Source organism: Paraburkholderia panacisoli (genome assembly GCF_008369935.1).
GTDB classification, from domain to species: Bacteria; Pseudomonadota; Gammaproteobacteria; order Burkholderiales; family Burkholderiaceae; genus Paraburkholderia; species Paraburkholderia panacisoli.
This window is the reverse complement of sequence record NZ_VTUZ01000013.1, coordinates 1-12,118: the sequence shown is the minus strand read 5'-3', so window position 1 is coordinate 12,118 and position 12,118 is coordinate 1. Positions and strand designations below refer to the sequence as shown.

General features: G+C 60.5%; 8 protein-coding genes and 3 pseudogenes. 6 read left to right on the top strand and 5 right to left on the bottom strand.

All coding sequences use genetic code 11. From position 1 onward, the window contains the following. The first annotated feature begins 266 nt into the window (after positions 1–266). Positions 267–659, top strand: a complete 393-nt coding sequence (locus FVF58_RS20245; protein ID WP_149671654.1) for a tautomerase family protein — start codon at positions 267–269, stop codon at positions 657–659. A 161-nt stretch (positions 660–820) separates the two neighbouring features. Here FVF58_RS20245 and FVF58_RS20240 read toward each other — a convergent pair. From FVF58_RS20240 to FVF58_RS52840, 3 genes and pseudogenes are all read right to left on the bottom strand, one after another. Continuing rightward, positions 821–1,048, bottom strand: a pseudogene (locus FVF58_RS20240) (substrate-binding domain-containing protein); the annotation flags it as partial. 593 nt (positions 1,049–1,641) lie between these two features. Next, positions 1,642–2,049: a hypothetical protein gene (locus FVF58_RS20235; protein WP_149671653.1), complete on the bottom strand. Its 408-nt coding sequence runs from the start codon at positions 2,047–2,049 to the stop codon at positions 1,642–1,644. Further along, a pseudogene (locus FVF58_RS52840) lies at positions 2,018–2,970 on the bottom strand (AAA family ATPase). Before FVF58_RS52840 ends, FVF58_RS20235 begins: the two are co-directional and overlap by 32 nt. A 787-nt stretch (positions 2,971–3,757) precedes the next feature. Here FVF58_RS52840 and FVF58_RS20225 point away from each other — a divergent pair. From FVF58_RS20225 to FVF58_RS20210, 4 genes and pseudogenes are all read left to right on the top strand, one after another. Then, positions 3,758–4,891 (top strand): substrate-binding domain-containing protein, encoded by a 1,134-nt coding sequence (locus FVF58_RS20225; RefSeq protein WP_149671652.1) that lies wholly within the window; start codon positions 3,758–3,760, stop codon positions 4,889–4,891. After that, the gene (locus tag FVF58_RS20220; RefSeq protein WP_149671651.1) at positions 4,888–7,716 is read left to right on the top strand and encodes an ATP-binding protein; all 2,829 of its coding nucleotides are present in this window, start codon (positions 4,888–4,890) and stop codon (positions 7,714–7,716) included. Before FVF58_RS20225 ends, FVF58_RS20220 begins: the two co-directional genes overlap by 4 nt. Before the next feature lie 73 nt (positions 7,717–7,789). Further along, a pseudogene (locus FVF58_RS54770) lies at positions 7,790–7,897 on the top strand (IS6 family transposase); the annotation flags it as partial. Between the two features lie 922 nt (positions 7,898–8,819). After that, positions 8,820–10,190 carry an MFS transporter gene (locus FVF58_RS20210; RefSeq protein ID WP_149671650.1) on the top strand — a complete coding sequence of 457 codons (1,371 nt, stop codon included), beginning with the start codon at positions 8,820–8,822 and terminating at the stop codon, positions 10,188–10,190. Between the two features lie 319 nt (positions 10,191–10,509). Here the strand turns inward: FVF58_RS20210 and FVF58_RS20205 are convergent, their stop codons facing one another. Then, complete coding sequence (locus FVF58_RS20205) at positions 10,510–10,779, bottom strand: hypothetical protein (RefSeq protein ID WP_149671649.1); 270 nt, start codon at positions 10,777–10,779, stop codon at positions 10,510–10,512. Between the two features lie 104 nt (positions 10,780–10,883). Here FVF58_RS20205 and FVF58_RS51505 point away from each other — a divergent pair, with 104 nt between their 5' ends. Next, complete coding sequence (locus FVF58_RS51505) at positions 10,884–11,120, top strand: hypothetical protein (RefSeq protein ID WP_188130872.1); 237 nt, start codon at positions 10,884–10,886, stop codon at positions 11,118–11,120. 552 nt (positions 11,121–11,672) lie between these two features. Here FVF58_RS51505 and FVF58_RS20195 read toward each other — a convergent pair. Next, positions 11,673–12,118, bottom strand: a 446-nt coding sequence (locus FVF58_RS20195; RefSeq protein WP_149671648.1) for a transposase, incomplete at its 5' end; no start/stop codon positions are given.

Genomic DNA, 12,118 nt, shown 5'->3' with positions numbered 1-12,118 from the left:
GTCTATTCATGTCTTGCGCCAGCATCCGGTCAAGGCGACGCTTCGAAGCCCTTTGCCAAACGCTGGAAATTGACGCAGCTTGAAGGAGTGCCGATAGTGGGCGCGGGCATCCTTGAGTTGCCAGCGTGGTGGATGCGAAAACCTGGTACCACAGCCCACACTATCAGGAAGCGCTAACCACATGTTTCCCTGTGCGCTATTGGTCAGTCAACGGTCCACGTACTGTCAATCAATAGCGGTTTACTGTCGTCAACGGAGATACGAAAATGCCACTCGTACGAATCAATCTGTCAAAAAACGCCCCGGATGAAGTCGCTCGCGCAGTCAGTGACACTGTTTATGAGGCGATGGTAAATGTCGCGAACGTTCCAAGGAACGATAAGTTTCAGATCATCTCGCGCCACTCGTCCGACGAACTGATCTATCCCGCGGAGGGCTATTTGGGTATCACTTATACGCCCGCCATTGTTTTCATTCAGATCACCTGGAATTCCGGTCGGACCATTGAAGTCAAGAAGGCTTTCTACAAGGCCATTGCGGACGGCATTCATGCCAAGACCGGCGTTCGTAAGGAAGACGTCTGGATCAGTCTGGTCGACGTCGCTCGCGAGGACTGGTCGTTTGGAAACGGCGAAATGCAATACGCTCCGACAGCGTGATCCGGAACGAACCGCCAAGCACCATTACTCCAAAGGCTATCGGAGCTATCGACGCTGAAAATCAGCGATTCGGGATGCAGCAGGCGGGGCTGCTGGCAAACTGGGCGGGCGGTTAAATGAGTTCATGCCGGATCGCAACCTTTCAAGGAGCATCGAGGATGTCACAACGCACATGGTTCATCACAGGCGTCAGCACCGGCTTCGGCCGCCAGCTTTCCGAATAACACCGTCGTGATAACGCCCGAGTAGTTGCGGGCCGCGGCCTGTTCGAGGACGCGCACCATGTCGCTCGTGTCCCCTGTCGGCGGATTGCGATAGTCGACCGGGACATTGAAATCCTCACCAGCATCGTGCATGCCGTTCTTGACCGTGTTCCACCATATGTTCGATGTCTGGACACTACTCGCAATGGGACATCGCGAACGATCCCAGCAAACTATTGCATCCACCGGTTGAATCCGCCATGCGCCACAGCCATTCCTTCGCTAGCAAAGTCATTGAACACGGCTAGCAGAACTAGCGAACATCAACAGGAAGCCGTTAAAAAGGCTGGGATGTTCGTTGCCGTAGAGCGAAGTAAAGTCGTCACCAAAAAAGACGTAAAGTCGTCAACACCCAGTTTTGCGTGGCGCGCACGGCAGTTTTGTGGCGTCGGTCATTGGAAGCTTCTCAAGCGCCGCCTTGCTACCTGAGCCCGCGAGCTACAGGTCGCTGTCGTCAATTCCAAGGCAAAAGCTGCCTGCCACGCGATTATGGAAATGTCGCGCGATGGCAATACGATGCTCTTTGCGCATCGCTGGCTTTGTTGCAAAAGCTGGAGGATATCGGGTCGCGTAAAGCGCGCCGCAGCGCGCACAACGATACGGCGAGCCCACAAGACACGCGTTGATGATGTAGGGAGTCTCCTGCCCGCAATGCTAGCATTTCGTCTCAAGCTTTTGTCGGTGAGCGGGACAGCGGTTTTCACTGAACATCTGGTACGTCACGCTGTGATGACCAAGCGATGTGCATTGCCTGCAGTACCGGAAAACCGGGTGATGCCGTCCCGCTGGCCGGTGTCAAGGAGTGAAGCGCGCAACACCTTGCCGGGCAGTAGCAGCATGCGCTTCAGATGCTGAAGATCAACGGCATCACGTATCGGCTCGACGCCTTCATACGGGTCAATGCCCACACCCATCAGCCGGACCAGTGCGTGCCCGGGAAGTCCATTTGCATGCGCGAACTTCCACAGGATCGATACGATCGATTCACCAGGCAACAGCCACCTTGCATCGAATATGAAGCCCAATGCTGGGGTCAGTCGTCGCTCTTCGAGGCTGAGGGTCGAAAAGCGCGGCGCAATGAGCGCGGGCGCCTCCTTACGCGTGGACGAGCACACCGCCGGTTGCATGGCGCGACTGGACATAGCCGGAGCGGCGCATCGCGTGTGCCCACAAGGGTGGGTCCGGGCAATACCCTGGAGCATCCCTGAGTTGGCTATCCTTGAGCACAACCTCGACGGCCCGTGTGAACGATTCCATCGGCGCCTCCAGACGGCCAGGCAGGCTCGCCCTGTGATGCGCGGCCTCGAAGGCATTCCAGAGTACGGCCGCATCGTTGACAAGTCGATAACCTGCATCGAACGCCTGTGGCAAGTAGAACCTCGTGAAGCTCCACTGCGTGCCCTTGAGATAGGCGGTCTGATCGTAACCGTTCAGACACGTGGCGACATCTTCGGCATTGTGGATGCCATGGAAAGCAAGTTCTTCGACCATCGGGCGCGCGACAATCTGCGTCTTGCCGTCGATCTGCAGCGCGCTCTTTTGGGCGAGCAACTCCTGCTGACCAACAAGGAACGTGAACAGCTTGATCTGCTGGCGGTCGAGTGCATCGTGTACATCCCTCAGCCACTCGTATTCGTTTTCGTTGTGGCGTTGCGCCTCATCGCAAAAGAGCAGAACTGTCCCGCTGCCAGCGCGCGCAGCCGCTTCCCGGATCCGCAGCGAAAGTCGCGTGCGTTTCGCGGGGTTGGTGCCCGCGTTCGGATCATGATCGCCGACAGCTTCCAGCAGGCAGGTTTGAAAAGAACGGTCCTTCAGTGTGCCGCGGCTTGTGCTCGCACCGGGCATGATAGCTCGTCACTTTGGGATATTCCCTGGCAAGCAGCAGGTGCACGTATTCTATCGAACGCGTCTTGCCGATCCTCGGAGCGCCGTAAATGAGCGCGCCCGTTACGCGGTAGCGAAGACAGCTCACGACGAGTTCGGAGGTAGTTTGCGGTGACGAGCGGGTGCAGCGACGGATCGACTGGACGCGATACCTGAAGCGACATGCCTCCCTCCTGTGAATATCACCTGTCAGAACTACCTGTTAAAAGACCTGCCCCGTCCCGATACCAAACGTGCGCGGACGAATCGGTTCGACGGGTGCTGTATTGGCGACCACGTCGGTCCCCTCCGCTGCTTCCGCTGACGGCGTTTCTGGAAATGCGTCTGGTCGTGGCGGGCCTGTCGGTGTTCTGGCCGTTGGTGAGTTTGCGAGAAAGCGCAGCGTCCGCGCTGCATCTGAGGCCGCCCTGCGTGACCTGACGTTGTTCGAGGCGTCGGTGTGCTGCATCGAGGCGTTCATCGACATAGCGCTCGCCGATCCCGCCGGCAATGACGGACACGTCAATTTCCGGGCCGGCGAAAGAGCATCGCGCCATCCTCCGTCTGTCCAGCCTCTATTTTTGAGCTGCCAGACTGAAGGACTCCTGTGCGGCCTGGAATTTTCGCCTCCATTCTCCGTATCAATAGCACGGGCGGCGGCTTCCCATCCGGCAACGCCATCATCGTCATGAACCCTGCGCCTGCCTGACGAGCACCTCTTTGAACGGGGCCACGTTGCAGGATCGCTCCAGGATTGGACACTTTCATAAAATGCATCACAGACCTGATGGCCCACGGTTCGGTCCCAATCTCGATCGCCGCAGGATTCGATCCGCTGCGCCAGCGTATCAGCGATGAAATGAGGCCGTTGGGATGTAGTATCCTTTTCGCAGGATTTCCTGTACGCGGCATATTTGGACGTCTTCGATGGCGGTCAATCGATCCCGGTGGGGGGAGCCCCAGGGGAACAGCATGAGGTGCTTGCTTCTGGCATGGGCATGCGCGTGTATGCCATCGATTGCCACGGCGCAGGGCGCGTTGACCGATCCCGTGCCTGGGGCCTCGGTGGTCGCGCAGGAGTATCTGACCGAAGCGAAGCGTGTCATCGACGCCGCAGCGCAACCCGCCCCACACTGGAACGGACCGCGCAACGGGCCGCGCGCCGCATCTGGAAAACGCATCGCCGTCGTCGCCGAGGATCTGCGCAACGGTGGCATCCTCGGCGTGGTCGACGGTGTGCTGGAGGCGGTCAAGGTCATAGACTGGAACGTGAAGATATTTGACTCCGGTGGCATGCCGGACCTGCGGTTGAAGATGCTCGCGAATGCGCTGGCAAGTCGTCCGGACGGTCTGATCATCGTCGGCGGCGACGCACGCGCCCTGCTGCCCGCACTGCAGCAGTTTGCCACGCGGAATATTCCGATCGTCGGCTGGCATGTCGCGGCACACGCGGGACCGGTGCCTGGCACGCCCGTGGCGATGAACGTGTCGACGGATCCTCTCGAGGTCGCGCGCGTGACCGCGCTGGCGGCCATCGCGCAGTCTGGCGGGCATGCGGGAGTGGTCATCTTCACTGACAGCAGTTACCGGATCGCGCAAGACAAAGCGGATGCAATGGCTGCCGTCGTTCGCGCGTGCAGCGGCTGCACCTTGCTCGAAGTGCGCGACGTAGCAATTTCGCGCAGCCAGGAACTGATGCCGGGCACGACACGCGCCTTGCTCGCGGGTTATGGCAAACGATGGACGCATGCGCTGGCGATCAACGACATCTACTTTGACTACACCGCCCCAGTGCTAACCCAGGCCGGAATTCCGAACACCGCCATGGTCATGTTGTCGGCCGGCGACGGCAGCGAGTCTGCCTTCCTGCGCATCCGGACGGGCACGTTCCAGACGGCCACAGTGGCCGAGCCCCTGAATCTGCACGGCTGGCAGCTGGTCGACGAGATGAACAGGCTCTTCGCCGGGGAACGCGTCACGGGTTATGTATTTCCGGTTCATCTCGTGACGGCGGATAACATCGCCGTGGACGGTGGCAATCACCTGCTCTACGATCCCGCCAACGGCTATCGCGATATCTATCGCCGCATCTGGCAACGCCCATGAAACTTCCGCTTCCACAGTCGCTCACCGCGCAGTTCGCGCTCGTGGTTTCGTGCCTGGTTGCCCTGGTGGTCGCGGTCGGGGCCACGACCATCTATTCGTTGGCCGGTTCGGCCTACGCGATCGGCCAGTTGGCCGAAGAGCGACTGGCGCGCCTGCAGGACGCACAGGACCTGGCGCAGCACACGGTGAAGATCGAGCGCCTTGCCTTGCAGTTATCCAGTGACGATACGGTTGGTGCCGTGCGCGAGACGCACCGGCAGGTCATCGAGCGGCTGGCATCCTTCGACCGCCTGGTGGACCGCCTGGCCTCCGGGACTGCGAGCGATGGCGTCGGTGTCGACGCGCTGGAGATGCATCGATCGAGCCAGCGCTTCCGCAATACGGTCAACATCGCGGCGCAGGTGCGCGAAACTGCGCTGGGCACCGAAGCCGCGTCGGACTCTGCGCCGCGGCCCGGCGTGTCATTGGCGAGCCTCGACGATGATCTGCGCCGCCAGGCTGACACCCTGGCCATCGCGGCACGTCAGCAATCGGACCATTACACGCGCGACTACCTTCAAGCGGTGCGGGATGTTGCCGAAGAGTCGGACCGCACCCGTAGCTGGGTCATTGGCGAAGTCGCAGTGAGCCTGCTGCTCGCCTGGATGATCGCCCGCGTATTCCTCGGTCGCCAGGTCGTCGCACGGCTGCGCCAGGTCAGCCACACCCTTCGGCACGGTGACGTCGACAGCGCGCAGGCCGGCGTGCCCGTGCACGGCGGCGACGAGATTGCCGACATGGCGCGCGCCGTGGAACAGTTCCTCGAAGACCGGCGTCAGCGCAGGCAGGCCGAGGATGCGGTGAAGGAGCTTAACGCCGAACTCGAGGAGCGCGTCAGCCAGCGCACGGCTCAACTCAGCACGGCGCTTGCAGGCCAGGCGGCCGAGATCGTCGAACGCCAGCATGCCGAAGAGGCTGCGCGAGCAAGCGAACTGTTCCTGAATAGCATCATCGAAAACATCCCGGACACGATTTTCGTCAAGGATGCGGCGACGCTGCGCTTCGTGCGCTTTAACCAGGCGGGCGAACAACTGCTCGGCTATCGGCGCGAGGAACTCATCGGCAAGTCTGTCTACGAGCTGTTTCCGGCGCAGGAGGCCGAGTTCTTTGCGCTGAAGGACCGTGCAGTGCTGGAGTCGCGACAGATGGTCGATGTGCCGGAGGAGCCGGTTCAGACGCGTCACGGACCGCGCCTTCTGCACACGATGAAGATCCCGATCGTCGATGCGCGCGGCGAGGCGAAGTTCCTGCTCGGGATCTCACGCGACATCACGGAGCACAAGCGGGCCGAAGAGGAGCTGCGGCGCCATCGCGAGCACCTCGAAGACATGATCCTGGAGCGAACAGCTGAACTGGCTGTCGCCAAGGAACACGCCGAGGCGGCCAACCAGGCCAAGAGCGACTTTCTGGCGCACATGAGCCATGAGCTGCGCACGCCGTTGAATGGGATTCTGGGCTTCGCGCAGATCCTCAGACGCGACAAGAGCCTCGATCAACGACAGATCGACCGGCTCGTGGTGATCCAGCGCAGCGGCGAACACCTGCTTAAGCTCATCAACGACATGCTGGATATGGCCAAAATCGAGGCTGGAAAGATGGAACTCAACCTCTCGGACATTCAGCTCGACCGGTTCATCTATTTCATCGCCGAGACGATTCGGGTGAAAGCAACGGAAAAGGGCCTGGACTTCGCTTGCGAGATGGCGCCCGATCTGCCGGCGGGCGTAAGGATCGATGAAATGCGGCTGCGCCAGGTCCTGCTCAACCTGCTCTCCAATGCAATCAGATTTACCGAGAAGGGAAGCGTGAGCCTGCACGTCGGTTTCCGGCAGCCCGGCCGGCTGCGTTTCGAGGTGCAGGACACGGGAATCGGAATAGACGAGGCGCAGCTTGAGGCGATCTTCCGGCCTTTCGAGCAAGTGAGCGAGGCCCGGCACCGGCTTGGCGGCACGGGGCTGGGCCTCGCCATCAGCCGGCAGCTTGTGCGCCTCATGGGCGGCGAGATCCATGTGGAGAGCCACCGCGGAGCTGGCAGCGCCTTCTCGTTCGAGCTCGATGTCCCGGTGGTGGTACCTCAGGTACCTGTTGTTCCGCCCGAACGGACGATAAGCGGATACAAGGGTCCGCGCAAGACCGTTCTGGTCGTGGATGACGTGGTGGAAAACCGTGCCGTGGCGGTCGATATGCTTGGCCCGCTCGGATTCGACACCGCCCAGGCCAGTGATGGACTGGAAGCTTTGGAGAAAGCGAAATCCCTGCGACCGGCGCTTGTCCTGATGGATGTCGTCATGCCCGGAATGGACGGGCTCGAAGCCACGCGCCGCCTGCGCCAGATGCCGGAGTTCCGGGATCTGCCCATCGTCGCAGTCTCCGCTGGCGCCGCGGGGACCGATGCGGCGCAAAGCCTCGCGGCCGGTGCAACTGCCTTTCTGCCAAAACCGATCGACTTCAGCAGGCTGTTGTCACAGGTCGCGGCCGTCCTGAATGTCGAGTGGAGTGACGAACTTCAGGAGGCGCAAGCCACCGAACAGGGCCGAACAGCTATACCCACCGCCGCTCCTTCCGAAACCTTGATCGCACCGCCGCCGGAGGAGATCGAAGCACTACATCACCTGGCGCGACTCGGCGACATGCGTGCCATCGAGCAACACGCCGCACACGTAACCGGGCTTAACGAGCTCTATCGCCCTTTCGGCGATCACCTTTGCCGCCTGGCAAGGGGCTACCAGTCCAAGGCAATCCTGAGTTTTGTCGAGCAATATCTGGAAAAGAGACAAGTCCCATGATCGCGACCGCAGACCCCGCGTCCTTCACCCATGCGACCCGCATCGCGGACGACACGCCCGAGAGTCCGCGCGTGACCAGCGGCGCAGCTATCCGGCGGCGCACGCCGACATTCCTGAGCTTGCTCAGGTGAAGCACGTGTTCGTCAAAGCGGCGGCACGCGTGAACAACCGTGCCGAGAACAGATCCTATGAAGCATCCAGGTCGTCGCGCCATACTCAAAGAACGCCTCGCCACCTGGCATGGTTGGACAATGGATGCTGCAGTCGAGGAAATTATCTGATCAGGATAACTACATTTTAGACGGGAACATAGCCTACGCTCGTCAACTTGGCAAAACCCAGCGAGACGCGGAAAGCGCTGATGTGAATGGGTGGCCATCGTCCGCAAGTTGGCACGTAGCACTCGGACGGCATCAGGCGAGCTAGCGGCCGCACGAGCATCGAACTGCTTTGGCGTGCGGCCGGAAACGGCGGCGCTAGATCTCTGTCTGCTCTGAGATCTCCAGTGGGTCATCGACGTCGACGATGCATTGGAAATGTCCGAACAGACTGATGTGTGACAGGCAAAAGTGAAGGCCGGCTCGGGATGTCTCGGGTCGGCCATAGCAGTCGCTGGGACGACCATCGGCCAACCGCGGCTGAACCTGGACGGAATGGTCTGAAAGTTGTGTTTCCCCGTTTTCCCTTCGCGAGGATTCTGCGTGACCCGGCAACGGAGACAAAATCTGCTTGCTGTGTGGTGGCCACCTGCATCGACGTGCTCAACGGCAGGCTGTTAGGTGTATCGCAGTTCCCGACGAATCCCAAAGAAGATCGCTGCCGTCAGTCTGCGTTAGTTGCCAACGAGCGCTGCCCGACCTTAACGCGCCCCGTCGAGCGGTCCGCGGTGCCTTGTGCAACATCCATCGACGAAGTCCCGCAAGTCGACAGTGCCACATGAGGCGCTGCGCGAACAAATCGATGAGGAGGACCTCAAGGAGCGCTCACCCACCTCGGTAAGCATATGATCAGAACGCGTTCTTGCCACTCGCACCGTGTGCCACCGGAACCTCTCTCCGTCTGAATTGTCGATATCTGATATCGCCCTTGTTGGGGGTTCCGTCATGGCCGCCACACACTCAGAGACGATGCGGCTCTCCGATGAGGACGCTCGGCGCCAGTTGCGCCGAGCTGTCATCGCAAGCACCATCGGTACCACGATCGAGTGGTATGACTTCTTCCTTTACAGCATCGTGACCGGGCTCGTTTTCGCGAAGCTGTACTTTCCAGAGTCGGCCCCACTCGTCGGCACACTGCAGGCTTTTCTGATCTATGCCGTCGGCTTCGTGGCCCGGCCGGTTGGCGCGGCCATTTTCGGCCATTACGGCGATCGCATCGGACGCAAGGCCACGCTGATCGTGACGCTGTTGCTAATGGGACTCGCGACGTTTGCCGTGGCCTTTGTTCCGACTTATGCAACGATCGGCATCTGGGGCGCGGTCGCGCTCACGGTGCTGCGCTTCATTCAGGGGGTGGGCGTCGGCGGCGAATGGGGCGGCTCGGTCTTGATGTCGATGGAATGGGCGCGCACTAACGCGCATCGCGGCTTCGTCGCCTCCTGGCCGCAGTTCGGCGTGCCGGCGGGACTGTTCCTTGCCAACCTGGCAGTGCTCGCCATGAGCCAGATCTCTGGCAGCGGTTTCCTCACGTGGGGCTGGCGCGTGCCTTTCTTCCTGAGTATCGTGCTGGTCGCGATTGGCCTCTACATTCGCCTGAATATTCTCGAGACACCGACCTTTGCGCGGCTCCTGGCTGAACGCAGGATCGAGAAGACACCGATGCTCGAGGTGCTGCGGCGCCAGCCGAAAGACATTCTTCTTTCGGCCTTTGCTCGCATGGCCGAACAGGCGCCTTTCTATATTTTCACCGCCTTTGTTTTCACCTATGGCGTTACGACACTGGGCGTGACACGCAACCTGTTGCTGGCGGCGGTGCTGGTGGCTTCAGTGGTGGAATTCGGTACCATCCCGCTCTTTGGCCATGTGTCCGATCTGATCGGTCGGCGGAAGATGTACATGATCGGTGCCGCCGCCGTCGGCATCTTCGGCTTCCTCTATTTCGCGATGGTCGACACCAGGGATCCGATGTGGATCTTCTCTGCGATTGTGCTCTCGCTGGTACCGCATTCGATGATGTATGGTCCCCAGGCAGCGTTGATCGCTGAATCCTTCACGGGGCGGCTGCGTTACAGCGGTGCGTCCCTGGGCTACCAGTTGGCTTCGGTCATTGCCGGCGGCCCTGCCCCGCTGATCGCAACCGCGCTCTTCGCTTACTATCATTCGGGCTATGCAATCGCGGGTTACATTCTGTTGTGCGCGGTGGTCAGCCTGATTGCCGCTTCGCGGCTGGGAGACTACACGAACAAGGACATCTCGCGGGAATACGACGATGCCCGGACGAAGGGCGGCAGCGGACACGCAACACCCGCTGCATGATCAACTGGCTTGCCGCTGCTTCCGCCGATAAGCAGGGGTACGTGCGTTCCAGGGCCGCGCCGGTGCCTTGTTACGATGGGAAGGCAGCAGAAAAACGATAGCGTTGCCATCCGTGCCGAGCACTTCGGGGACCGCCGGACTGACCGCTTCATCCTTATTCGTATCATTCTGTACGGCCCGGCAGCGTGTTAGCGCGCGCTAGTGCTAATGAAAATGATGGTGCACCACCGATTCATTTGCGTCCCGTCCCCATACCGCGCAAGCAGTTGTGGCAGCGACGGCGGCACGCATGGCTCTTCTGGCGTGACAGCATCGAAAGTTATGGCTTTCGCGCCGGCACGTTGCCGGGAGCGCTCCGGTTATCAGGCTGTGGCTGGGCCCCTTGAGGGTCTGCCGCACGATCCTGACGCGCATTGTTGTCGTCCGAAGCGTTCTTCTTTGTGGGCGCGCCCTGCGGTGCCATTCGATTTAGGGTTTGCAATTGCAGCAGCTTTAAAAGCCGGTCGTCTGCTTTCGCATTGCCCGTACCGGCCAGGCCGCATGCGCATGCCAGGCCAATCGTCAGCATCCATCTGGTCATCATGGTCATTGTCGACTCCATCGGGCCAACACTGGCGGCGCTCAATACGTGCGGTTCGATGCCTGTTCCAGCCGCGATGCTGCAGGCGCAGCAAAGCAGACCGGGTCCGGGGCATGGCCGCATTGACCGAACCTCCCGCACACGCACCGCGCCGCCTCGGCATGGCTGTTGAACGCGTGATCCGCGCGAACAAGGCCGACTGGGATTTCGCAGCAAAGCGGGTAATCGTGCGGGATCCGCAAGCTGCGCTCGTCATCGGAAAGGACTTTCCGGGCAAATACCTAACCGTGTGGATACCTGACCTTATCCGCCGTGGCCGCCATGTCCACCGTGGCCGCCTTGCCCACTAAAGCCGACACCGATACCAAGGTCGAAGGCCGGCGCCGCGTAATAGCCGGGCGTATATCCGTAGTAGCGGGCCCCGATTCATATGCGGGCGACGGCTCGTAACCGTACCCAGGCGGCGGAGCGACGACACAGCCCGCGAGACCTGCTCAAAGAACCACGATCGCGAATAGTCTGATCATGACTTTCACCTCCCTATCACTTTCACCTCCCTATCAGTTAGAGAGATGAGGAATGGCCTTTGTTCGACATTGGCGCGGAAGCCGGAAAGGAGTTGTATCGAAACGTTACGGCTGGAACGGCGACAAATGCCGCGCGCGGCCACTAACCAGCTGTGCGGGGGGTGTCGCAGAGCTCTCCATAAGACGCATGCCAAGTGTCCCGATTCGCGACTGGTCCCCTAGCAGGCTGCGGAAATACACCCTCGAGAAACAACATTCCTTGCTGTGCGCGGCTACGGCCGCAACTTTTTTGCATTGCGAAATTTAAACGCGAATCCAGCTTCTTGTTCGACAGTTTGAGGCCTGTTTTTCGCCTCATTACCGTGATTGCCGCCACTACGGGCGGACCTGTCCTAGCGAACGCATGCGCACAAGGTTGTAGGCGGCCATGTTCAACACGAACATCTGGTCGACTTTCTTCAACCCGCGCACCATCACCTGGCGCATGTGCCCCACGGTCTTCACCCACCCAAAACCTTGTTCGATCAGCTTGCGCTTTTGCTGCGATAACGCGTAGCCGACGCTGCGCGCAATCCCATCGGGCACCGCCGAACGGCGACCCGATGAGTTCTGCGCCACGTGCGGCGTGACCTTCATCTGCTGGCAAGCTTCGATGAACTCCTGTGCGTCGTAACCCTTGTCCGCGCCCAGCGTGATTTGCGCAGCCGCATCGTTCGCCGCTTGCCGCGCATCGTTGATCATGACCTTGGCCGCTTCACGTTCGGCGTATCCGTCAGCACAACTCACGCGGGCGTTGACCACCAGCCCATGGCGGTTGTCAG